We start from the raw sequence: 23,491 nt of genomic DNA, 5'->3' as shown, positions 1-23,491 counted from the left end.
TCATTGTCATTCGAAGTTAGATTACGATTTTCGTAATTTCCAAGTGGGTGGGAGTGGTAGACATGATTCTCAATGGAAATGGACAGCCTGGATCAAGACATCCTCGACATTCTTCGACGTGATGCTCGAACTCCATACACCGAGATCGCGTCGACGGTCAATACCTCGGAAGGTACGGTGCGCAATCGGGTCGAACGGCTGATCGACGACGGCGTTATCGAGCGGTTCACAATCTCGACGCGCACCGGAAACGTGAAGGCGATGGTTGAGATCGGAGTTGCAGTGGATGTCGACACGACTGAGGTATCTGAGCGCATGGCCGAATGGAAGGAAGTCGATTTCGTCTGGCAGGTCAGCGGCGAGGAGGATATCGTACTCGTCGTCGATGCCACCGACACCAGACGCGTGAACGATCTCATAACCAAAGCACGAGGTCTCGATGACGTGATGAGCACGAAAACACGACTGATCCTCAACGAACAGTTGGGGTGACCTGCTTTCTCGGTAACCGTTGGACACGGAGTGCATAGAGAGCGCACCGACACGAGCAGTAGCTGTTCCATGCCTTGGAGAAACGCACCACAGAGAAGGGACAGATAAGTCGAAGAGTCCTTATGGGGTGTCACCAAGGAAGGTGTATGAGCACTGACGATGTCTCAGCCTCCGGAGACACCAACCAACACGAGAACGCAAAGCAGTCTGTCGTCGCCGTGGATGGAAACGATACCGAGTTAGACATCGTGAACCGACTCGATGCACACACTGGTGACGGCACACGGCACCGTGCATTCACCGCACTCGTGTTCGATGGTGACGGACACATCCTTCTTGCACAACGGAGTGCCGATAAACGTCTCTGGGACACCCATTGGGACGGTACTGTCGCTTCTCATCCCCTCCAGAACCAGACGCAAGTCGAAGCGACCGAACAGCGCCTCGAAGAGGAACTGGGCATCGCCCCAGAACAGTACGATGACCTCCGCGTGACGGACAAGTTCGAGTACAAGCGCTACTATCTCAATGACGGCGTTGAATACGAAGTCTGCGCGGTGCTTAAATGCACACTGAACGACACATCGATTGACCCTAATCCAGAAGAAGTCGGCGGCGTCCTCTGGGCCCCCTACGAGCATCTCCACGATAATCCTCGGATGTACCGTCAACTCCGACTCTGCCCGTGGTTCGAGATCGCGTTACGGCGTGACTTTGAGTAAGCGTCGTGACGTGATCTCAATCAACGTTGATAGTTGAGGACTTGACGGCAGAATAATGTCGCCCGAGTAATCGTGCGTTGCTACCGACACCTTCCGTTCAGGCTTGTATTCTGCAATGGAGTAGCACCGTGCTGTTTGAAACCGACTGACTCGTGAACAGCGTACTGCTCTGGACAGACGCACTCTCTTCCAGTTTCGTTTCATTTCATCATTTCAGTTAGATATACATGACGATGGTACGTACACTGTGACAGTGTCCAACGAGAACACAGCAGAAACCGGAATTGCCGCTGTCAACGGCACACAACTGTACTACCGGACAGCGGGTGACGGTGAACCGTTGGTACTCCTCCACGCAGGAGTGGCAGATAGTCGAATGTGGGAGGCTCAGTTCGAGAAGTTCGCACAGCACCACCGCGTTATCGCGTATGATCTACGTGGCCACGGGCAGTCCGATATGCCGGACGATCCATTCACTCACCATCACGATCTCACTGCTCTACTCGATTACTTCGACGTAGCGTCGGCACATTTACTCGGGGCGTCCGCAGGCGGCGCAGTCGCGCTCAACTTCGCACTCGAACATCCGGATCGGGTGAAGACGATATCGCTCGCCGCCGCTGCAGTAGAGGGCTATCAGTTCACCGATCGACAGACGCTCGAAGGGTGGGAAGAAGCCGGGGCTGCGTTCGAACAAGAAGCATACGAGCGTGCAGCTGAAATCGAATCCGAAATGTGGTTGGCTGGCCCGTATCGGGATCTCGATCAACTCGATCCGGAGCTCCGGAAATTGCTCCGTGATATGCTTTTACAGAGCTATGAGATTGCACCGAATGGAGAGGACTTAGAACAGGAATTACAGCCGTCCGCTGTTTCCCGACTCGATGAAATTGAAGCCCCAGTACTGGTCATAATAGGAGATCAGGACCGCCCGGATATCCTCGCAATTGCCGAGAAACTGACCGCGCAGCTTCCAACCGTGGAAAAATCGATTATTCTCGATACAGCTCATCTGCCGAATCTCGAACGACCCGACTTGTTCAATGAGCGTGTACTCGATTTCGTAAACGGACAGCCCGCAGTGCGAGAGTAGATCACCCTCACAAAGGATTCGGTTATTTCTGTTTTGACAGCACGAGATCTGTCGGACGGACCGTCGATACTCTTTCGTCGACCGACCGTAGAAATATAAGGATTGAATAACAACGACAGATAGTGCCATGGTTGAGATCAACTACCTAGTAAGCACGCTCCTGATGGGCCTGTTCCTACTCGCAATCGTCGTTGTAATCGCTCGTCTTAGGAGTGTAAGCGAGACAGCCACAGCGTCGGGCGGGCGAAGCACGGCGTCAGAGCTGCCGGATATCACCCCTTCAGCGCGATCAACCGAGACAGTCTCATCAGAGATACCGCCCACGTGGATTATCGGATTTCTTCTACTCGTACTCGCGGCAGGGGCGGGCTCGGTTCTCTTCATTGGCGCGTCGTCGCTTCCATCGATCGGGATTGGGACCCAGATGGCTGGGATCGGACTAGCTATCGTCATCGGAGGTCTCGTCTGTGGGTATTTCGTCTCCGGCATCTATCTTTCACTCCGAAGCCATGGTCGAAAAAGCGCAGAAGCCACTGGTGTGGCGATTTGGCTCCTCGGGCTTTTGGGTGTCGGCGTGATCGTCGTGAACCTCCTCCTCGGTTCGTAGGATTCGATGGTGCGCGCGATACCGACGATCCGTTCGCTCGTTGTTTCACTCCTTAATGTCACGAGTATCACTGCAGTCGGTCTGATAGGCGTGCTGATCGTCACGGAGCCAGTCGTAGCACACGCTGGTTCACTGCGGCTCTCACAGGAACCGGTCAGCGTTCCTCGTTGGTTGGTGGTCTCCACCGGCGGTGGTGTCGTCGGCGCGTCGTTTCTCCTCACGAGCCTCATAACCGATCACGAAACGATCCGCTCGATCAACGACTGGCAGCAGGCCGTTCCCACGTGGGAAACGATCCGAGTCGTTGGAGTCCGTGCAGTGCAGACACTGAGTGTCGCGCTCCTCGGTCTGATCGTGCTGAGTGGGCTGTTTGGATCACCAACTCCCACGTCAAACTTCGCTATCCTCGTCGTCTGGGCGGGCTGGTGGGCAGGCTACACGATGTCCGTCTACCTCATTGGAAACACGTGGCCTGCAGTCAACCCATGGCGAGCGCTCGCATCGCTGTTCCCTCAGCGCAGGACGCGTTCGTATCCGCGTCGATTAGGCGTCTGGCCGAGTGTCGTCGGACTGCTTGGACTGGTTTGGCTCGAAGTGAGTAGTCCAGTCGCCGAATCGCCGTCAGTGCTCGCATACGTGGTTCTTGCGTACTCATTCGTCACGCTTGCCGGTACGATGGCGTACGGTGTGAACGAGTGGTTTATGCACGTCGATCCGATTGCTCGGGTCTTTCGGTGGTATGGCCGTGTGGCTCCCGTCCAACGAACCGAGACAGGATTCGAAATCACACTGCCGAGCAGCACGCTCACGCATGGAGTATACCGACAGGGAGCGTTCGTTGTCGCGCTGTTGTGGGCGACGACGTACGACGGACTTGTTGCCACACCATCGTGGAATGCACTCGCACGAGCGATAGTCGGATGGGGAATACCACCGGTAGTCGTCTACGCCGGGACGATGATCGGGGGCTTTGTCGTGTTTCTTCTCGTCTATCGAACGGCGGCACTGCTCGCACGACGGACGGGACAGTCGTACGTCGCACCGCGCGTCATCGAGGAGCGATTCGTCATTTCGTTGCTCCCGATCGCTGCCGGATACCACCTCGCACACTATCTCGGATACTTTCTCAGTTTGTTACCTGCGCTTGCGACCGTCCTCATCCACCCGTTCAATCCGCCAACTCCGCAGGTGCTGGTGTTGCCCGACTGGTTCGGGCAACTGCAACTCCTGTTCATCCTCTGTGGACACTTGTTTGCCGTCTGGGTCGCACACGCGACCGCGTTCGAACTCTTTTCGGGGCGACTGCAACCGATTCGTAGCCAGTATCCACTCATCGTCGTCATGATCCTGTACACCGTGACGAGCATGTGGATCGTTCTCCAACCATACACAACACCCATATGACACCGCTATCGACACGAGAAGGCGACCTGGAGCCAACAGAGATAGAAACGACCGTTCCACCGGACGAAACGCCGGCCACACACTGTCCGTACTGTGGGCGACCGTTTCCGACAGAGCAACTTAGTACGCTCCATATCGGTGATGTCCACCAAACGGAATGGACCGGAACCGAACACGAGGCGTACGAAGACGTATACCAGACAGAATCCGACGAACTGTTCATCTATCATCTGAAAGTGATCGCTGCACTCGTGTTCGTCTTCTTCGGGTTCTCGTACGTCTACGTGTTCGTGTGGATCTGATACAACGTGTGAATCTGAACAGAGAAGTTGAGCAGTCGATGAGACCGATCGTTTCCCTCCCGACTCACGTAATCGAGTACGACGCTGCGAACGTTAGTGCAAGCGCCGTCAAGAGACCGGAGAGCATGACGTACGTGATCGAACGCGGCTCGTATTTCAAGTGTTGATAGTAGGCCGCGACGACGACCGCTTTAATCACCGACAGCACTAGGATTGCTGTGACAGCAACCCAGTAGGCGATGTTGGTGAATTCGATTGCGACCTGCGCGGTTGCGAACACGAACAAGACGACGTATATCACTGAGTACAGTTTCGTTGATGTCATTATTGTTACCTAGATGATGTAGAAGAGCGGGAAGAGGAACAGCCAGACGATGTCTACGAAGTGCCAGTACAGCCCGAAGTACTCGACCGGACGCTCGTCATCGAGATACGCCCCACCGATCGCTCTCGGGATCAGATAGATAATGATCAAGAGACCGAGAATGACGTGGAGTGCGTGCAGTCCCGTCGTGAGGAAGAACGTGGATGTCTGGATGTTCGTCGAGAGCCACAGCCCTTCGTGGATGAGTTCGTACCATTCGATCCCCTTGTTCACGAGGAATCCGATGCCGAGGAGAAGCGTTGTGGTCAGTCCAGCAATGAGACCCCGCCTGCTCCCCTTTTCGGCCGCGACGAGCGCGAGAACAATACAGAAACTGCTCGTGAGGAGGAGATAGGTGTTGATTAGTCCCGGAATCGAATTGTGGGGAACAGGATGCCAATCGGTCCAGCCGTACCCGACACGGAGGAAGACGTACGAACCGATAAATGCCCCGAAGAGCACGACATCGGACGCGAGGAAGATCCAAACGCCGAGTTTCGTGTTCTCGATCCCGTCGAACGGCCACCGCTCACCGAGGGCCGGTTCTGAAACGTGGAACGACTCCATCCCAAACCCAAGAAGCGACACCGCCCCGAGAACGAGTCCGAGAGCGACCGATGCGGTATAGACGCCGCCTTGATGGATTCCGGACAATCCAAGGAAGAAGAAAAACGAAGCAACGCCAATGAAGAAAGGCCACGGACTAGCGTGGCTGTCGTGATGGTCGTGAGTGTCGCTAGTGGTGAGTTCGCTGCTATCACTGGTGGTGAGTTCACTATTCCCACCGTCAGTGAGACTCTCGGGATCAGCGCCACCATCGGTGGCCTGCGTTGTCGAGATCCGGTCGAGGAAGTCGAGTGACCCACTTCGGTAGCTCGGAATCCCGGGGAAGTTTTCGAGTGGCGGTGGGGAGGGAACTGCCCATTCCGCTGTGGACGCATATCGCCATGGATTGCCCTCAACTTTCTCACCGTTCCAGAGACTCCAGTAGAGGTTCCAGATCACGAGCAAAAAGGAGATTCCAAGAATGAATCCACCGACCGTCGCAAGTTGATGCCACGGTGTGAGGCTCGCTGGATACTCAAAGACCCGCCGTGGTGTGTTCCATGCGGCGAACATCGGGAAGTAGAGGAGATTGAACCCGATGAAAAAGAGTCCAAAGGTGGCTTTTCCGAGCCGCCTGTTGTACATCCGTCCTGTGATCTTGGGATACCAGTAGAAGAGTCCGCCGATGAGCGCCGTTACACCGCCGACCATGACGTAATGGAAGTGCGCAACGACCCAGTACGTTCCTCGGAGTTGGTAATCGAGCACTACAGCTCCGAGGAAGACACCGGTGATACCACCAATAATGAAAATCAAAAGCGCACCAAACGAGAAGAGGAATGGCGTGGTGAATCGGATCCGTCCTTTCACCATCGTGTAGATGAGCGCAAAGACCATGACGTCGAAAGGCAGCGAGATCCCGATTGTGGTCAACATGAAGAGCGTCTTGACCTGGAGATTGATGCTCGTGAGGAACATGTGGTGCATCCAGACGAGGAAGCTCTGGAGCGCAACCAACAACATCGACACGATGAACCATTTTCGCCCGACGAGCCGTCTTCCGGTGAACGTCTGGAACGTCTCTGCCATGACGCCCAGCGCGGGGAAGAAGACGATGTACACCTCGGGATGACCGAAGAACCAGAACAGATGCGTCCAGAGCAGCGCTCCGGGAGTATCCGGAGCGGTGAAGTAGGTCGTAGCGAGAAGGCGATCGGAGCTGAGGATCAAAAGCGCCGCGAGCAACGCCGCGAACGCAAAGAGCATCATCCAGACGGTGAGGAGGATCGACCACGTGAACAGCGGCATCCGACGGAGTGTCATTCCTTCAGCCCGCATTCGGTGCAACGTTGTCAGGAAATTCACTGACGAAACCGTCACCGAGATGACGAACAATAGGAGTGACAGAATCGTGGTCGTCGGACCGATATTCGGCATGTAGGTCGGGACGCTCAACGGAGCGTACATCGTCCAGCCGCCAGAAAAGCTCGTCCCCTGAAAGAAGGAGACGCCGAGGAGAATTCCCGAAAAGAGATACAGCCAATAGCTCAACGAGTTGAGTCGCGGGAATGCGAGATCCTTCGCCCCAATCTGTAGCGGGACAATATAGTTCGCAAAACCGAAGGCGAACGGTGAAAGGAACCAGAAGATCATGATCAGTCCGTGTATCGATACCGCCTGGTTGTATCCCGCCTCGCTGAGAACGTCAGCTGTAGGAGTTAACAGCTCGACTCGCATTAGCAACGCGAGAACGCCCCCAAAGATGAGGAAGAACAGCGACGTTACGACGTAGAGGATGCCGACATCCTTGTGATTCGTCGTAAGGAGCCACCGTTTCACCGAACTCATCGGCGGGAGCGTATCTCTCGTGAAGAAATCACGCACTGTCGAATCGATGTCAGTCGGTTGCTCACCCCTGTGTGCGTGGCCGCCGTCCGTCTGCACGTCTGCTCCGTCAGCACTGTCGGTGTGTCGACTGTCCTCGCTCATCGAACCACCGTCGTGCCAGCCCTGACTGAAACATCGCCAATCGCGTGACTGGCCGCAGTCGTGTTCGTGGGAGAGTTCTTGTTTTGCGTGCTATTCTTCGTACCGGCGTACCACTTGTCGAATTTATCTGGTTTCATCACAATGACCTCCGACTCCATCGTCGAGTGGCCCTCGCCACAGAGCTCGAAACATTTCGCTTGGTAGGTGCCAGTTTCTTGGGGTTGGAACCACGTATCCGTGGTCTGTCCGGGAATCGCATCCGCCTTCAAATCGAATGCCGATATCCCGAAGTTATGAAAGACATCCCTCGATGTAATCGAGAGCCGCACTGTCTTCCCCTCAGGAACTCGGAGTGTGCTACTCGTGTGGCCGTTCGGATAGATGAACTGCCACGAAAACTGTTGGCCGACAACTTTGACTTCAATCTGATCGGCTGTATCGGGTGGTCCACCCTCGACATCCATGAGGAGGCCGTAGGTCCAAACGATGAGGCTGATAACGATGACCGCGCTGAAAAAGAATGAGACACCCAGTTTCTTTCCGCCGCCACTTCCCGATGGAAGTTCACCGAGTTGTGGCCGATCGACGTCCGATTCGAGCTTGGATTCTAGTTCTGTGTAGGACTCACTCTCAAGTTGTTCATCGACATTCTCCCGGTATTTGAACGCGTTGTACACCATATAGGAGATGACAACCACGCCGACGAGCGTTCCTAGTATCAGGAACACCCGGAAGATATTCGAGAAGATGTCGTGCATCGTCTTCAGATCCGTTGTCTGCAAGACGTGAACGATGTGTCCGTTGCTACCGATGAGCAACCGTCGAGCAATGAGTCCACCTATCCCGGATATCGGTGACACGGATCATGATTATTTCAGAGATACTTATCTATTGCGGCGTCGTCTGTTAGATTATCAGCGACAACTGACGATAGACAATAGTTTGATTTTCTGAACGTACGTGAGAGCGATAGAACGACAGAATACGCCGTGATCGGGGCATAGTTGAAGATGTAGAAAACGTTCATTATCCGAGCTACTGCATCTCGCTGGGAAGTGAAGTGCATTCACAGAATGAGGCACCGATGTCAAAATGTTCGTTGATCTGAAAATCGGTAGGGGACTGAGCGCGTGCGTTTGCTCTCTGCCAGAGCTACTGTCCTTTTTCGCTTAGCATCAGTTCCACTCACCGATCCTGAAAATATTCCCCACCGGGATCGTGTCCGAGTGCGTATCGACTGTATCCGATCATATACGTGAGAAAGAGGCCGAGATAGCCCATTTCGGATTGGCGGCGGACGGAGGTTTCGACAGTTGCGGTGAGGTCGAACACCACCGTCCCACGATCAGACATTCGTAGCGAGCAGTCGGTGTCTTCGACAAACGATAATGATTCGTCGAATCCCCCAGCTTCGAGAAACGGTTTCCGGCGATAGCTGCAGTTGTTCCCGCTCGCTTGGACAAATCCGAGCGGCCACGAGAGACGATACCACCAATCCGAGAGGAGTGTGAACAACACGTCATCGGTGAGACTGCCATCAAGCGGTTGCTGTGGCCCTCCTACCCCAACCACATTCGGATCACGGTAGTGGCGCAGGTGTCGTGTGACCCACTTTTGTGGGACAACCGTATCAGCATCGGTGAAGCAGACAACTGCACTCTCGGCAGCGCGTGCTCCTCGGTTTCGGGCGACAGCAGGACCACTCTCGTCTGTATCCTCGATGACGTGGGTTGTTGCTGGGTGCGATCGCGCGATTGCCTCGGTCCCGTCGTCGCCACCTGCGACGACGATCACGTCGGCGTCCTGTCCGGCCAGAGCGTCGAGCGTCCGTCCGATGAAGGCGCGCTCGTTGTACGCTGGAACCACGACTGTGGCATCGAGATCCAGATCGAGAGTCTCGGTTTCCACACTCAGGTCCGTGACCATAGCGGTCGATTACCCCCGGTCGACATAACAACGGCGATATGTTCGTGTCCTCTTCAAATCGATTATATCATAACTTATCGTTAATTTTTACAAAATCATGATGATAACAGATATCGGAGAAGAGACGGAAAATTCTGACGTGCACCGACAAGTTAAATCGCTGCCGATGCAGGGAGGGGTATGAGTCAGAAACAGCACTGGCACGATAAACCCGAGGGACTTCCGAGCCGTGAGGTCACCGAGGGACCAGAGCGTGCTCCACATCGCGCTATGTTCCGTGCGATGGGATACGACGACGAGGATTTCGCCGCTCCGATGGTTGGTATCGCCAATCCTGCGGCTGACATCACGCCGTGTAATGTCCATCTCGACACAGTTGCTGGCGCTGCTATCGAGGGAGTCGAAGAGGCAGAGGGTATGCCCATCGAATTTGGCACGATCACTATTTCGGACGCCATCTCGATGGGAACCGAGGGAATGAAAGCTTCACTCATCTCCCGTGAAGTCATCGCTGATTCTGTCGAACTCGTTGCGTTCGGTGAGCGCATGGATGCTCTCGTGACTGTCGCAGGCTGTGATAAGAATCTCCCTGGAATGATGATGGCAGCCGTCCGAACCGACCTACCGAGCGTCTTTCTGTATGGCGGGTCAATTCTCCCCGGAGAGCACGACGGGCGCGAAATAACCGTCCAGAACGTCTTCGAAGGCGTCGGAGCGGTAGCGTCCGGCGACATGACAGAGGACGAGCTTGCCGACATCGAACGCCATGCTTGCCCTGGTGCAGGCTCCTGTGGTGGAATGTTCACCGCGAACACGATGGCATCAATCAGTGAAGCGATCGGACTTGCGCCCCTCGGGAGCGCAAGCGCACCCGCCGAATCCGAGGAGCGAGACGATGTGTCCCACCGCGCAGGGGAACTCGCACTCGAAGCCGTCCGCGATAATCGCACACCCTCGGAGATCCTCTCGAAGAAGTCCTTTGAGAACGCCATCTCACTTCAGGTTGCGATGGGTGGCTCGACGAACGCTGTGCTCCATCTTCTCGCACTCGCTGCCGAAGCAGGCATTGATCTCACTATCGATGAGTTCGACGCCATCTCCCAGCGGACGCCGAAGATTGCCAACCTCCAGCCCGGCGGAACGCGCGTCATGAAGGATCTCCACGACATCGGTGGAATTCCCGTTGTCATCCGCCGTCTGCTCGACGCCGGGCTGATCCACGGCGATGCAATGACCATTACCGGACGGACCATCAGCGAAGAGCTCGAGCAGTTGGACCTTCCTGACGACGAGTCGATCGATGTGGACTTCCTCCGACCTGTCTCCGATCCGTTCACCGACGAGGGAGCAATCAAGATTCTCAGCGGGAACCTCGCTCCCGACGGCGCAGTACTGAAGGCAACTGGTGATGATGCGTTCCACCACGAAGGACCGGCCCGCGTCTTCGAAAGCGAAGAGGACGCGATGCAGTACGTCCAGGAGGGAGGAATCGAGAGTGGGGATGTCATTGTCATCCGCAACGAAGGACCCCGGGGCGGTCCCGGTATGCGTGAGATGCTCGGTGTCACCGCCGCTGTTGTCGGTCAGGGACACGAGGACGACGTCGCACTCCTCACTGACGGACGGTTTTCCGGCGCAACTCGTGGGCCGATGATTGGCCACGTTGCTCCCGAAGCGTACGTTGGTGGGCCCATCGCTGCACTCGAAGATGGTGATGCTATCACGATCGACATCTCCGAGCGAATCATCGAGACTGACCTTTCGGACGACGACATAGACCGACGCCTCAAAGCAAGAGACGAGCCAGAGCCAGCTTACACGTCCGGTGTGCTCGCAAAGTATGGTGAGTCGTTTGGCTCGGCTGCTAACGGCGCTGTCACGAACCCAAGCGCGAAACGCTAATAGCGTGACGACCGCTTGGTGACGCGCGCACGGATATCTTCGGTTGGTTGGAGCGTCATTTCCATCTGCACAGCTGGGTCGGGAGTGCTCAGTAACTCGAAATCCACGCGTTGGGCGATGATCGGAATAACGTGCTTCAGTTCCATCATGGCAAAACGCATTCCGATGCAGTGGTGTCCACCACCGCCGAACGGGAAATACGCATACTCTGGCCGTTCTCTCCGGCTATCCCAGCGCTCTGGCCGGAACGTCTGCGGATCGTCGTACCACCGCTCGTCCGTGTGGACCACAAACTGGGGGAGGAGGATCGTCGAGTTCGCTGGAACAGTGTGTCCCCCGATCTCCGTCTCGGTGAGATTCTTCCGGAACAACATCGCAGCTGGGGGATACAGGCGCAGCGCTTCTTTGATGACCTGTTCGGTGTAGGTAAGCGCATCGAGTCGTTCGGGCGAAGGAGGTGCTCCACCGAGCACGTCTTCAATCTCGGCGTCTAATCGCTTGCGCTTTTCCGGATGCGTCGAGAGGAGCAACCACGTAAACGTCAATGTGGTGGCAGTGGTTTCGTGTCCTGCAAACAGAAAGGCGAGCATCTGATCGTGAATTTCGGCATCAGACATTGTATAGTCGCTATCACTCTCGGTTGCGAGCATGCGGGCGAGGAGGTCATCGTAGCCAACGGGATTCGCACGACGCTCTGTGATCAACTCATCGACGACCGTATCGAAATCATCCATCGCTTCGCGGTAGCGAGCGTGTCCTGGCGTAGGAATCCACGATGGGAGCAGAAATTCCACAGCGTTGCGTCCACCCAGCTGCGCGCGGTCGTTCAGCGTCTCGGTGGCCCGGATGATTGGCTCACCCCGCTCGCGCATGTCGAAATCGAACAACGAGTGAGTGAGGACAGCCAACGAGAGCTCCGAAAAGGCGTGATTGAGCGCGATTTCTGCTCCGTCCTCCCACTGCTTGAGCACACGCTCTGTGTGCTCAACCATGGTGTCTGCGTAGCCGTGGAGTCGATCGAGACCGAACATCGACTGAAGGTGACGACGCTGGTTGCGCCACTTTTCCCCCTCAGTAAAGGCCAGCCCTTCGGGAGCGAAGTCGTACCCACCCATCTTCCGGAGTTGGTCGAAGTTCCATCGCCGGTACGTCTGCTGGTCCGCGAGAAGAACAGTCCTAATGTCTTCAGGATGGAACAGTGCAACCGCTCGAATCATCGGGAACTCACAGCGCACGATGTCCCCATGCTTCGGTAGTTTTCCGATGAATGACATTGGACTTCTAATAAAATCGAGCGTATTCCCGAGGACAGGGAGTCCGTCGGGCACCGGTGGTTGATTCCCTGAATCGTCGGCCATTACTGGGTGTTTTCGATAGGATTGTCTGTCATAGCAGCGATGCTGCGGTGTACGTCGTCTGTGTGGCCGAAGTACGTATATCAACTCATTCGAAAGCTGAGAGATGTACTGCGCCCACCCGACAATTGTAAATTTTATTTCCTATATAAATATTAGATTGATTCTACTTAACTATTGTGATGATTGTAGTGAATTGAAATGTCGCTAGTTCTGTTCGAGCGCTGGATCGGAACCGAGGTCTTCAGCCGCTGTTGGCCGCGGCGTCACTGGGCCACCATGGAGCAGATCTGTGACGACGAGGCGGATAGCCTGCAGTGAGAACACGAGGATAATTGGTCCGAGGAAGAGTCCGTACCAGCCAAAGAACAATCCACCAAAGACGTACGCGAAGATCATCAATCCGACGTGGAGATTTCGTCCCGCGATGTACGGCTGGATGAACGTCTGCGGGACGAAGTCGAGGAAGAAAAACGCCACTACGACGAACAGCGCTGGATACCACACGAGCTGTGTATCGGTCCGCGCCACGAGAAGCAACAGATAGCCAGTAATGGGGAGATAGACGAGTTTTCCGACGATAATGGGAATAATGCTCGCAATACCGGTCAATAGCGCTAGCAGCGTCGGAACCGGAATCATCACTTGTGATGGTGCGAGATAGTTGTAAATATTATACCAGAACACGGATAAGACGGCAATCATCACGATGGCCATGACGTTTCCGAAGTAGACAGATTCGAGATCTGCATCGACGGCACTCGCGTAGGCGTATGCCGCGCTGTCTTCCCCGACTTCGTCACGAAACCACGCTTCGATACGTGCTCCGTCCTGAAGCAGGTAGTAGACGATTGCGACGATCAGTGCGAGGTTGATCGACAAGTTCGAGATTGTCACGAGGACACCGATACTGGTCGAGAGTATATCTTGCAGTGGCCCTGTCTGACGAAGTTGTTCGACGAACGTGAGGGTCTGTCTTGGTTTTTCGACGATTGAGGAGACATCGAGATACGGACGAATCGCCTGACGAACTTGATCGTTGAGGAGAACGTTGAGATTTTCGAGTCCGACGAGAAGCGTGTAGAATATAAACAGGAGCAGTGGGATGAAGACGAGAAACAGCGTTAACGCGGCCGCGAGCCGCCGTCCATTCGTAAATCGTCGAACGCGTCGGTTGACTGGTCGCATCGCGTAGTAGAAAAACACTCCAAAGACGATCGTCCCGATGAAGGCGTGTGCGATAGCGAGCAGTATCGCAGTGAGGATAAGAACGAGCGCCCACCACGGCCACAGCGCCCGATTTTCGACGAACGATTCACTCACAGAAGTACCCCCACTGTTGATATGAACGACGAAACCTCCGATTTCGGATTTTTATCGAAGTACCGTTCCATGAAGGGATATTACTCCGAACGCACTTGAGTGTCTGCCTCGCTCTCGAATACGGGCTGGTTCCTGTCCCGGATGGCTTGACAGTCTAAACGAAAAACATCACAGACAGAATCAAAACGATCGACAGAAGTGGGACCGCTGAGATTCGAACTCAGGTCCTACGCACCCCATGCGCAGAGGATACCAGGCTACCCCACGGTCCCGCACCGTGCTACGTCTCTGATAACGGACCATCTCGGATTAAGCGCTTCGTTTTCGTTTTTAATCCTTCTCTTGTCGGTTCCTACACCAGCACCCGCTGGGTATCGACAACCGTTCCCGAAGTAGCGTCCGGGTCACCGACTACGTTTCCGAGACAGACGGCCGTTCCCGCTGGCGTGTAGCACGCAACCAACGCTCCTCTCTCTGCATCCTCCGCATCGAGGACGCCTGGTGCGTAGACTGGTGCACCATTCGCAATCTCCTGTGCTGCGCTCTCGGCGATCGTTACACGCGGGATGTGCGAGAGCGCGCGTTCTCCCGGAGCGACGACCGACCGTATCTCACGCTCACTACCGTCCTCGTAGAAGGCCATCGCGTCGGTCAGATCGTGCATCGTCACGAGATCGGTGTCGTCGAAGGGGACCGTTCTCACGCGGCGGAGATCCCCCATATGCGCTCCGGTGCCGAGGGCCAGCCCAATATCGTGACAGAGCTTTCTGATGTACGTCCCGCTCTCACAGTCGATACGGAGTAGTGCCCGCCGATTCTCGCGTTCGAATTCGAGCACGTCTAGCTGGTGGATCGTTCGCGTTCGAAGCCGACGTTTGACGGCGCTCTTTCGTGGTGGCTTCTGGAGGATGGGGCCTTCGAACTCCGCAGCCGTTTCGAGATCGTCCGTGCGACCATGAAGTTCGAGGACAGCGATATACCCCTTCACGCTCTCATCGAACACCTGCGCCATCCGCGTGGCATCGCCGGTCAACACCGGAAGACAGCCGGTCACCTTGGGATCGAGCGTCCCTGCGTGAGCAGCACGTTCGACACCGAGCCGATCACGGAGCCATCCGGTTACTTGGTGAGAGGATGGCCCAGGGGGTTTATCGAGGTTCACGACGCCAAACGAAAGGAGTTCATCGACATCGCGTTCGTCAGGTGGAGCGCGCATTGGGTTAGGATTCAGAATTCGTAGGTGACGCCCTCAACCGGCGTTTGTCCCTCATCTGCGTCGGGATCGTACGCTCGAATGAACGCCAAAACGGTTTCAACGACGCCCTCCGGTCCCAGTCGAGCAGTGTTGACTGAGAGATCGTAGATGGAGCGGTCGTGGATGTCGATTCCATAGTATTCGCGGTATCGGAGTGCCTCGCTTTCGGCTCGTGCTTGTGTCTCTTCGCGGGCCTGCTCGACGCTCTTTTCTTCGCGCTCTGCGATCCGGCTCGCACGAACCGAAAGCGGCGCATCGAACCAGATTCGGACGTCGGCATGCTCGCCAGCCATCCACCCAGCGAGTCGGGATTCGATCACGAGATCGTCGTGTTCGCGGGCGAGTTCCCGGAGTCGGTGATCGAGATCGAGATCGATCTGTTCGTTCGTTTCGGCAAGACGATTGAATTCGAGCGGGGTCATATCCCGCTCATCGGCCAACGAGCGGAAGATATCGCCACCGCTCACGTGGTCGTAATCGAGCGCTTCGGCGAGCGCGGCGGTGGCAGTACTCTTACCAACGCCAGCCGGGCCGGAAACGGTGATCAACATGCCACATCTCCGGTGGTAAGGGTAAAAGAGGTTGTCTTACGAACTCGCCGTTGGTGTCATCTGAATGTTAAGTCCCTTCCGGATGACCTGGTTGAATCCCATCGAGCAGAGGAAATACCAGACAATCCACGCGGGCATGATGAGAACCTGCTTGTTCCAACTTACTTCTCCAGCGAGCGGCATGATGACCTGCATTTCCGCGTCCGGGATTCGACCTGCTCCGGGCTGGATCATCCAGTACAGCCACAGAAACACGGGGATCGTGAGCAGCGTAATCCACGCCATCGGTCGGAACTGCTCTTTGAACATGCCCAACTGATCACCCATCGCGTCCATCTGTTCTTGCTGAATCCGCTCTAGGGCTTCGTCGTCACCGCGCTCTTTGGCTTCTTTACGTCGGTCTTGAATCTCCTGCATCTGGGACTGGTACTTTCCCATCTTTTCTGTGTCCATCAGATTTGCCTGAAGGAGCGTCGAATACAGCCCAGTCAGCATCGCCAGAATAAGAACGACGGCGTAGAACGGAAGCACCTGATCGAGTGGGCCGATTAGGAGATCGAGTGCCCCACCGAGTGTGTCCCGGATGGAGGTGACGTAATACCCACTCATCATGGCGAGCGCACCAACACCAGCCAGTTTATCGTAAACCGACCAGCTGGAGCCCTCGTCGTCATCCACTGCACTTGTCGTCTCTCCCGCAGTCGTCGTGGATCCACCACCGTTGAGCGCGGCACGTACCCCATCTGGATTCTGGACCGAGAACCCATTGCCGCTGGCGCTCGTGAGGACGCCCTTCTCGATGATGCGTCCCCACTGTCCGCTTGTCAGGTCTCCCTTAACGTCAGACCACTCTACCGTGCCATCGTTCGCGTCCGCCCGAGTGAGCACGGTCGACAACGCGTCGTCCATGTCGGAATCTTCCGCAAGGAGATCGTTCACCTTCTGTTCTGCACGTGCCATTGATGGGTTTAGGCCATCCCTCGTTATCAACCCTGTCTTCTATCGACGACTGTGATCGTACAGCCATCCCCCTACTACGATCGACAAAAATAGTCTCCCTGCGCCCGTTTCAGTTCAGTTCGTCTTCGATCGCGAGTTGGAGATCGTTCCAAACCTCATCCGGCGATTGTTCACCGTCAATCTCGACGAGTTCGCCTCGTTCGCGGTAGAATTCGATGACTGGTTTTGTCGTCTCTTCGTACACTTCCAGTCGTTCGCTGACGACCGATTCGGAGTCATCTTCGCGCTGGGTCAGTTCACTCCCACACGCATCACAGACGCCGTCCGTCTCCGGTGGATTGAATTCGACGTGGTAGGTCGCGCCACAGTTTGGACACACCCGTCGCCCAGTCAGTCGGGCAATGAGTTCATCGCGGGGCACCGCGAGTGAGAGCACACAGTCGAGCTCAGTGATGTCATCGAGATACTCTGCTTGCGAAAGATTTCGTGGATAGCCATCCAAGACGAATCCCTCGGCATCAGAGAGCGCTTGTGCGACGATTTCGTTGACGACCGGATCCGGGACGAGTTCACCTTTCTGCATGAACTCTCGAGGCGTGCCGTACTCCGTTTCCATGTCCTTATTCGCACGCAGCGCATCGCCGGTCGTGACGTGCTCGATATCGAATTCGTCGACGATATTTTCGCTCTGGGTACCCTTCCCGGCTCCAGGTGGGCCGAGCAGGAGGATTCGAGGACGTTCCATACGTTCATCCTAACGTGCATCCCTAAAAGTTTGTAGAAACACTTTCGTTCCACCTACAATTATCATCATTTATGGACGATTGCGTCGCGTCAACCATTGACACGTACGAATCCGCCGCCGAACAGTACCGTACTCGCAACGCCGATCGGAGCGTCGTTGAGGAGTTCGTCGATCAGTTCATCAGCGCGCTTGCGGGCAATCGTGTGCTCGACATCGGCTGTGGTCCCGGTTGGGAGTCGACAGCGTTCTCAGAACACGGCTTCGATACCGTCGGTATCGATCTCACACCGGCGTTTCTCCAGATGATACAAGACACCGCACCGTCTGTCTCCGTTGCTCGAATGGATATGCGCCGACTCGGTTTCGCGGACGAATCGATGGACGGTCTCTGGGCGTGTGCATCATTTCTGCACGTTCCCCGATCCGATGCGCAGTCGACGCTTAGAGAGTTTCAGCGCGTTCTCCGCTCCGATGGGACGCTCGCTCTCGCCGTCAAACAGGGAGAAGGTGAACAGACCGGGTCGGTATACGAATCTGACGAACGGCAGTTCGTTTTCTACACTCTCGATGATCTCAACGAGCGGTTGCGAAACGCTGGCTTCACCGTCGATGATTCATCCGTCACCACCGACGGGTGGCTGCAGTTCATCGCAAAGGCGTAGGCGCGCGCTTTTTGTCGGTGCTCACCGACAGCAGCGTACACATGACTCGTTTCGAGGCACACACAGCACACGATCGGCTGACGCTCGTTGCCGAGGCGATCACGGCCCACCGTTCGCGTAACAGCAAGCGCGTGGTTCTCGAAACCGATGCCGGACGACTCACGTACGCCGACCGAACGATCACGCTTGATCTGACTGATACGGAGCGCGAGCGCCTCGAATCACTCTTCGAATCGTTCCCGGTGTTCAAGATTGAGCAGCCAGCCACACGGAAGGCTCCCGATGCAACCGTCCATATCTCGGCTCTCGCCGATCCGAAACACACAGCCGATTTCGTCGAACGCGTCTTTCGACGGATATACGAACTGGACGAGGATTACGAACTGAGAGCTGTGCGCGTGTAGAACGGTAGGTTTTCGTGCCGTCTGAGAAAATTTCACAGTATGTATCTCATCGTCGTTGGCGCGGGAAATATCGGGACACAGCTCATAGACATCGCTACCCAAAGCGGTAACGAAGTCGTCGTTATCGAACGCGATCGAGAGCGAGCCGAAACCGCCGCTAGTCAGTTCGACTGTCTCGTCCTCAACGACGACGCAACTGTCCAAGATACGTTGGTCGACGCTGGTATCGATCAAGCTAATGCGATTATCTCAACGACAGACCGAGATGCGACCAATATAATGATCTGTCTCCTCGCTGGCGAGTTCGACGTTCCAAACATCGTCTCGGTCGTTCACGATCCCGACCACATGAGTGTGTTCGAACGAATCGGCGCGAACACGATGCAGAACCCACAGCGACTCATCGCCGAAAATCTCTATCGAGCCGTCGAACGTCCCAGTGTCGTCGATTACATGCACATCGGAGAGACGGCTGAAGTCTTCGAGATTCGCGTCGGGACGGATGCTCCGATCGCCGAGAAGACGCTCTCTGAGGCGGCATCTGAAGAGATCATCGCAGACGATATGCTCATCGTTGCGATCGAGCGAAATGGAAACGAAGACCCCATCACACCGCGTGGGAACACCCACATCGAACCCGGTGATCTCGTGACGGTCTATTCAGAACAAGGCGCTGTCCCGAACGTGACGGACATTTTCGGTCAGTTCAAAGACCACAGGACGATCTCAGAAGGGAAGTGATGAACCTCACAGCTGATACTTTTTGAGGGAGCTCGCAGGCAATGCCATCCGTGTCACGCGATCGATAATCGAGTTCACGCTATGAAATCACGGCTTATTTAGCACTATCGAGGATACTGACGACGTAGATGAATCCCCGGCTCCGTACGATTCTTTTCGATCTCGGACGCATTTTGCAGGCTTTATCCGGCATGATGTTTCTCTCAGTAGCCGTTCCGATCGTCTGGGGAGAGTACTACACCATTCCGAGCCTCCTCATTTCGGGCGGACTTGCGCTCGGTCTTGGGATTGTAATCTGTGAATGGATCGGCGAAGCCGGTGAGCCGGGAAAGCTCCACGGGATGATGATCGCCGCTTCGGGATGGTTCTTCGTTGCGCTGCTTGGTTCACTCCCGTTCGTGCTTATCGCGTGGACGGTGCGCCTCGATCCGTCGTGGCTGGCCGTGCCGACAGATGCTGATACGGCGACGCTTGCGGCGTTTCGTGCCCCGCTCAACGGTGTTTTCGAGAGTATGAGCGGATTCACGGGGACCGGTCTCACGATGACGGTCCACGAAAACGAGTTACCGCGTACGCTCCAGTGGTGGCGCTCGTTCACAGAGTGGGTCGGTGGTGTCGGTGTTATCGTTCTCACGACGGCGATTCTCTCGCGGCCAGGGAGTGGTTCCCTTACGCTCTATGAGAGTGAAGCACGCTCAGAGAAAATTCATCCTAGCATCGTTTCGACTGTGCGGACCATCTGGTGGATCTTCGTTCTCTTTACGTTCGTCTCGATCGCCCTCCTCTGGCTCGCGGGGATGCCGATATGGGACGCCATCAATCATGCCATGACAGGGCTCGCAACCGGTGGATTCAGCGTCACCGACAACAGCATCGGAACATATCAAAATGCTGTTATCGAATTCGCGCTCATTCCGGTCATGATTCTCGGCAGCATCGCCTTTCCCGTCCACTACCTCATACTGCAGGGAGATCTCCGGAATCTCTATCGTGATCTCCAGACCCGGTGGGTGTTCATCTTTTTCGGCGTCGGGAGCACCGTGCTCACAGTGTTACTCTATCACACAGGACCGTACCAGACGCTCTTTCAATCGTTCCGGTCTGGACTGTTTCAGTTCGTCTCTGCGGCATCCTGCACCGGATTTCAAACCGCTGCTATCGGTCAGACGTGGGCACCCATCACTCAGTTGACGATGACGTTCGGGATGTTTGTCGGCGCTGCTGCGGGATCGACTGTCGGTGGGATCAAACTCATCCGTCTTCTCACGCTCGGAAAAGGGACAGCATACCGAATCATGAGTGTGTTCTACCCGGCGTCTGCGGTTCGTCGGTTCGAGATCGACGGACGAACGCTATCGGATGTCGAACTCTCACGCGAATTCGAGGAGGCAGCCATCATTACGCTCCTCTGGCTGGTGTTTCTCGTCATCGGTCTCGTTGGGCTGTTGCTCCTCGTGCCACAACGGTTCACGCTCGGAAACGTTATTTTCGAAATTGCAAGCGCACAGGGTAATGTCGGGATCTCGACCGGTATCACAGGACCAACGATGTCGACAGCCGCGAAGGTGTTGCTCATGTTCAACATGTGGATCGGTCGGCTCGAAATCATTCCAGTGCTCGTTTTGCTCCGGAGTATACTCCTGCGGGGTGATCGTCCGTGACACCGGCAGACCTCCCGATCGTCGGGACGCTCTTTCAGTTCGATGGTCGTGACACTGTCTACGACACCCTCATCCTGTGCGGTCCCCTGCTGATTGTCGTGATTGCCCTGCTCGGGCGCTCGCCACTGACGACTGCGCTCGCGGTCGGGTATCTCTCGACGTTCGTTCTGTACACGCTCTGGAAAAGCATCGGATGACGTTACTGGTCGCTTGACGACACCGCGTTGGTTCGCTCTCTGTCGAGCTTTTCGAGCGGCTGTATTCGTAAGCTTGAGTTGCTGGTTTGGTAGACATCTCCGGTGTCGAAACCGGGATACTCGTACCTCGACAGAATAGCATATGGTTCGGGTATGTACGGGGGCACGCCTTCACATCGGTTTTCAGAACCTCTCGTTGGCTCGTGAGCGCCTCTATGGTGGTGTTGGGGTGGCATTGACTGAGCCGCGCGTCGTCGTCGAGGCAGAACGAGCCGATGATCTTTCGGCCGATCCGATGATTCGCGCCTCTGCACAGCGAGCTGTCTCGCTGCTCGACGTTCCCGGTGCGAAAGTGCGTCTTCTCGAATCGTTGCCCCGACACGTCGGGCTTGGCAGCGGCACCCAGCACGCGCTCGCAACGTTTGCGGCGATTGCACGGGCGTACGATAGCACCGCGACTGTCCGTGAGTACGCACCCGCGCTCGGTCGGGGCGGTCGTAGTGGAATCGGCGTTGCGACGTTCGAATCCGGTGGGTTCGTGGTCGACGCCGGACATCCCACAGACCGGTTCACAACCGCACCGCCCGCGACCGGCGAGTGGACTGTCCCGCCTGTCGTCGCTCGACACGCTGTTCCCGACGAGTGGCGGTTTGTCGTCGTTGTTCCTGCAGACATCACCGGCGAACACGGCGAGCGTGAGGATGAGCAGATACGCTCGGTCGTCGAGCGGGCTGACCCCTCCATCAGTGACGAACTCGCAGTCGTCCTCACCCACCAACTGCTGCCAGCAGTCGTCGAGGAGCGACTCGAACCGTTCGGCCGCGCAATCGAAACGCTTGGCCGACTCAATGGGGCGTGGTACGCTGACGAGCAGGGTGGCGTTTACCGGCCACCAGCTGGTGAGCTCATCGAACGACTACGAGAGTCGTCTGCGATCATGGGGACCGGACAGTCTTCGTGGGGTCCTGCTGTGTATGGGGTAACCGACAAAGACCACATAGAGTCAGCCCGAGCGACAGCCAGAGACGCACTCGATGCACTCGACATCGACGGCACTGTCCACGTGAGCACGCCTCGAAATCACGGCATGGAGATCCTCTAACTGTCTTGTGATCGGACAGAGGTGATCCGCTTTTAGGCATCGAGTGACTACATCAAGCATGCAATTTTGCGATGAGTGCGGTTCGCTGATGCACACTGATAGCGACAGCGAGATGGTCTGTTCGAACTGTGACGCTCGCGTCCAGAAGGACGAAGAACGCGCTGCGGAATTCGTCAGCACTGAATCACAGACGTTCGATGATGTGATCGAAACCGAAGAAGGAGCCGCCGAAGAGGGACTCCCTACCACCGAAGCGATCTGCGAGGACTGCGGCCACGACCGAGCGTGGTATACGATCAAACAAACAGCGTCGGCTGACGAGCCACCAACGCGCTTTTTCAAATGTATGGAGTGTGGACATCGCTGGCGTGGATACAGCTAAGCTGCCATCAATGTGTGAGGGACGAAGGACGTATCACGCCACGCGCCGTGATGTGTTACCGTGACCGACGACCAACGCATCGAAGTGTATCCCGGCTGTGAGGCCGTTGTCGAGTTCGATCCGGACCTCACGTTCGAGTGCGTTCCCGAATGCACGTGGTGTTGTCACCACGGCGTGCTTTTGTATGGTAAAGACCTCCTTGAACTTGCACAGCGTGAGAATATCAACGAGTCCGTCAAGCAGATTCGTGGACGTGATTTCGTCCGACGCGAGGAAAAAGACCGGGACGAACACATCGATATCGACGAACACGCCTGCTATTTCCTCCGTGACGACGGTCGCTGTTCGCTCCACGCCGAACACGACTGGAAGCCAACGCGATGCTCTGTGTTCCCGCTCGAAGTCCACGTCGAAGACGATGATATCCACGTCTCTGTCCGTGATGAGGCACACACATACTGCGAAGGGCTGAATGTCTCCGATCGGCACGTCATCGACCATCTTGATGCGTTTCTCCCCCGTGTGCTCTGGAATCTCGATGATCCAACGACGAAAGTCGAGCTTTGACATCTTCCTAGTCTAGACGTGGCTTTTTTCGAACAGTACGGAACTGAAGACTCAGGTGCTGAATTCATCACACTAACCGAATCGAATTCGAAGTAATGGCGGTATAGTTAACACCACGCATACAGAAATCGCACACAGATGGTCGTATTCATTGATGAAGGATCATCAGACGAGATGCGGTGCCCGTGGTGCAACAGGGAAATTCCAATTCGGATGAAAATCTGTCCCCACTGCGAAGC

General features: G+C 55.8%; 25 protein-coding genes and 1 tRNA gene. 15 read left to right on the top strand and 11 right to left on the bottom strand.

Going from position 1 to position 23,491, the window contains the following annotated elements:
• Window positions 1-78 precede the first annotated feature (78 nt).
• From MW898_RS01610 to MW898_RS01585, 6 genes are all read left to right on the top strand, one after another.
• Window positions 79-492 carry an Lrp/AsnC family transcriptional regulator gene (locus tag MW898_RS01610; protein WP_248909685.1) on the top strand — a complete coding sequence of 138 codons (414 nt, stop codon included), beginning with the start codon at window positions 79-81 and terminating at the stop codon, window positions 490-492.
• 146 nt (window positions 493-638) lie between these two features.
• Window positions 639-1,214, top strand: coding sequence for an NUDIX hydrolase (locus tag MW898_RS01605; RefSeq protein ID WP_248903959.1), 576 nt, complete (start codon window positions 639-641; stop codon window positions 1,212-1,214).
• A 253-nt stretch (window positions 1,215-1,467) separates the two neighbouring features.
• Window positions 1,468-2,307: an alpha/beta fold hydrolase gene (locus tag MW898_RS01600; RefSeq protein ID WP_248903957.1), complete on the top strand. Its 840-nt coding sequence runs from the start codon at window positions 1,468-1,470 to the stop codon at window positions 2,305-2,307.
• Between the two features lie 127 nt (window positions 2,308-2,434).
• The gene (locus tag MW898_RS01595) at window positions 2,435-2,914 is read left to right on the top strand and encodes a hypothetical protein (protein ID WP_248903954.1); all 480 of its coding nucleotides are present in this window, start codon (window positions 2,435-2,437) and stop codon (window positions 2,912-2,914) included.
• A gap of 6 nt (window positions 2,915-2,920) precedes the next feature.
• Window positions 2,921-4,318, top strand: coding sequence for a hypothetical protein (locus tag MW898_RS01590; protein WP_248903952.1), 1,398 nt, complete (start codon window positions 2,921-2,923; stop codon window positions 4,316-4,318).
• Window positions 4,315-4,620, top strand: coding sequence for a DUF7410 domain-containing protein (locus tag MW898_RS01585; RefSeq protein ID WP_248903950.1), 306 nt, complete (start codon window positions 4,315-4,317; stop codon window positions 4,618-4,620). The genes MW898_RS01590 and MW898_RS01585 overlap by 4 nt, the downstream gene beginning before the upstream one ends.
• Window positions 4,621-4,684: 64 nt before the next feature.
• Here MW898_RS01585 and MW898_RS01580 read toward each other — a convergent pair whose 3' ends face one another.
• From MW898_RS01580 to MW898_RS01565, 4 genes are all read right to left on the bottom strand, one after another.
• Window positions 4,685-4,945: a cytochrome C oxidase subunit IV family protein gene (locus MW898_RS01580; RefSeq protein WP_248903948.1), complete on the bottom strand. Its 261-nt coding sequence runs from the start codon at window positions 4,943-4,945 to the stop codon at window positions 4,685-4,687.
• 9 nt (window positions 4,946-4,954) lie between these two features.
• Window positions 4,955-7,519 carry a cbb3-type cytochrome c oxidase subunit I gene (locus MW898_RS01575; RefSeq protein ID WP_368409122.1) on the bottom strand — a complete coding sequence of 855 codons (2,565 nt, stop codon included), beginning with the start codon at window positions 7,517-7,519 and terminating at the stop codon, window positions 4,955-4,957.
• Window positions 7,516-8,379 carry a cytochrome c oxidase subunit II gene (coxB, locus tag MW898_RS01570; protein WP_248903946.1) on the bottom strand — a complete coding sequence of 288 codons (864 nt, stop codon included), beginning with the start codon at window positions 8,377-8,379 and terminating at the stop codon, window positions 7,516-7,518. Before coxB ends, MW898_RS01575 begins: the two co-directional genes overlap by 4 nt.
• Window positions 8,380-8,704: 325 nt before the next feature.
• The gene (locus MW898_RS01565) at window positions 8,705-9,445 is read right to left on the bottom strand and encodes a glycosyltransferase family 2 protein (protein ID WP_248903944.1); all 741 of its coding nucleotides are present in this window, start codon (window positions 9,443-9,445) and stop codon (window positions 8,705-8,707) included.
• 180 nt (window positions 9,446-9,625) lie between these two features.
• Between MW898_RS01565 and ilvD the strand changes: the two genes are divergently transcribed.
• Window positions 9,626-11,347: a dihydroxy-acid dehydratase gene (gene ilvD / locus MW898_RS01560; protein ID WP_248903942.1), complete on the top strand. Its 1,722-nt coding sequence runs from the start codon at window positions 9,626-9,628 to the stop codon at window positions 11,345-11,347.
• On the opposite strand, the gene MW898_RS01555 is transcribed toward ilvD, so the two are convergent.
• The 7 genes from MW898_RS01555 to MW898_RS01525 form a co-directional block, all read right to left on the bottom strand.
• Window positions 11,344-12,705 (bottom strand): cytochrome P450, encoded by a 1,362-nt coding sequence (locus MW898_RS01555; protein ID WP_248903941.1) that lies wholly within the window; start codon window positions 12,703-12,705, stop codon window positions 11,344-11,346. The genes ilvD and MW898_RS01555 overlap by 4 nt on opposite strands.
• 204 nt (window positions 12,706-12,909) lie before the next feature.
• Window positions 12,910-14,025 carry an AI-2E family transporter gene (locus MW898_RS01550; protein WP_248903939.1) on the bottom strand — a complete coding sequence of 372 codons (1,116 nt, stop codon included), beginning with the start codon at window positions 14,023-14,025 and terminating at the stop codon, window positions 12,910-12,912.
• Between the two features lie 199 nt (window positions 14,026-14,224).
• Window positions 14,225-14,297 (bottom strand) — tRNA-Pro (locus MW898_RS01545).
• Window positions 14,298-14,377: 80 nt separating this feature from the next.
• Window positions 14,378-15,241: an RNA-guided pseudouridylation complex pseudouridine synthase subunit Cbf5 gene (locus MW898_RS01540; RefSeq protein ID WP_248903938.1), complete on the bottom strand. Its 864-nt coding sequence runs from the start codon at window positions 15,239-15,241 to the stop codon at window positions 14,378-14,380.
• Between the two features lie 11 nt (window positions 15,242-15,252).
• Window positions 15,253-15,831, bottom strand: a complete 579-nt coding sequence (cmk, locus tag MW898_RS01535) for a (d)CMP kinase (protein ID WP_248903937.1) — start codon at window positions 15,829-15,831, stop codon at window positions 15,253-15,255.
• A 36-nt stretch (window positions 15,832-15,867) separates the two neighbouring features.
• Window positions 15,868-16,791 (bottom strand): DUF106 domain-containing protein, encoded by a 924-nt coding sequence (locus MW898_RS01530; RefSeq protein WP_248903936.1) that lies wholly within the window; start codon window positions 16,789-16,791, stop codon window positions 15,868-15,870.
• A gap of 109 nt (window positions 16,792-16,900) precedes the next feature.
• Complete coding sequence (locus tag MW898_RS01525; protein WP_248903935.1) at window positions 16,901-17,536, bottom strand: adenylate kinase; 636 nt, start codon at window positions 17,534-17,536, stop codon at window positions 16,901-16,903.
• A 71-nt stretch (window positions 17,537-17,607) separates the two neighbouring features.
• On the opposite strand from MW898_RS01525, the gene MW898_RS01520 reads away from it, so the two are divergent.
• The 8 genes from MW898_RS01520 (at window position 17,608) to MW898_RS01485 (ending at window position 23,252) form a co-directional block, all read left to right on the top strand.
• A complete protein-coding gene (locus tag MW898_RS01520; protein ID WP_248903934.1) occupies window positions 17,608-18,198 on the top strand; it encodes a class I SAM-dependent methyltransferase in 591 nt (196 codons plus the stop codon).
• A gap of 41 nt (window positions 18,199-18,239) precedes the next feature.
• Window positions 18,240-18,602, top strand: coding sequence for a DUF7975 family protein (locus MW898_RS01515; protein ID WP_248903933.1), 363 nt, complete (start codon window positions 18,240-18,242; stop codon window positions 18,600-18,602).
• A 39-nt stretch (window positions 18,603-18,641) separates the two neighbouring features.
• Window positions 18,642-19,343: a potassium channel family protein gene (locus MW898_RS01510; protein WP_248903932.1), complete on the top strand. Its 702-nt coding sequence runs from the start codon at window positions 18,642-18,644 to the stop codon at window positions 19,341-19,343.
• A gap of 128 nt (window positions 19,344-19,471) precedes the next feature.
• Window positions 19,472-21,004, top strand: a complete 1,533-nt coding sequence (locus MW898_RS01505) for a TrkH family potassium uptake protein (protein ID WP_248903931.1) — start codon at window positions 19,472-19,474, stop codon at window positions 21,002-21,004.
• Window positions 21,001-21,201, top strand: a complete 201-nt coding sequence (locus tag MW898_RS01500; protein WP_248903930.1) for a hypothetical protein — start codon at window positions 21,001-21,003, stop codon at window positions 21,199-21,201. The genes MW898_RS01505 and MW898_RS01500 overlap by 4 nt, the downstream gene beginning before the upstream one ends.
• Window positions 21,202-21,343: 142 nt before the next feature.
• On the top strand, window positions 21,344-22,303 hold the full coding sequence (locus tag MW898_RS01495) for a beta-ribofuranosylaminobenzene 5'-phosphate synthase family protein (protein ID WP_248903928.1): 960 nt from the start codon (window positions 21,344-21,346) through the stop codon (window positions 22,301-22,303).
• A 58-nt stretch (window positions 22,304-22,361) separates the two neighbouring features.
• The gene (locus tag MW898_RS01490) at window positions 22,362-22,685 is read left to right on the top strand and encodes a transcription factor S (RefSeq protein ID WP_248903926.1); all 324 of its coding nucleotides are present in this window, start codon (window positions 22,362-22,364) and stop codon (window positions 22,683-22,685) included.
• 60 nt (window positions 22,686-22,745) lie between these two features.
• Window positions 22,746-23,252 carry a hypothetical protein gene (locus MW898_RS01485; RefSeq protein ID WP_248903924.1) on the top strand — a complete coding sequence of 169 codons (507 nt, stop codon included), beginning with the start codon at window positions 22,746-22,748 and terminating at the stop codon, window positions 23,250-23,252.
• Window positions 23,253-23,491 lie beyond the last annotated feature (239 nt).

It is taken from the genome of Halocatena marina (genome assembly GCF_023276375.1).
GTDB classification, from domain to species: domain Archaea; phylum Halobacteriota; class Halobacteria; order Halobacteriales; family Haloarculaceae; genus Halocatena; species Halocatena marina.
This window is presented reverse-complemented; position numbering and strand designations above follow the sequence as displayed.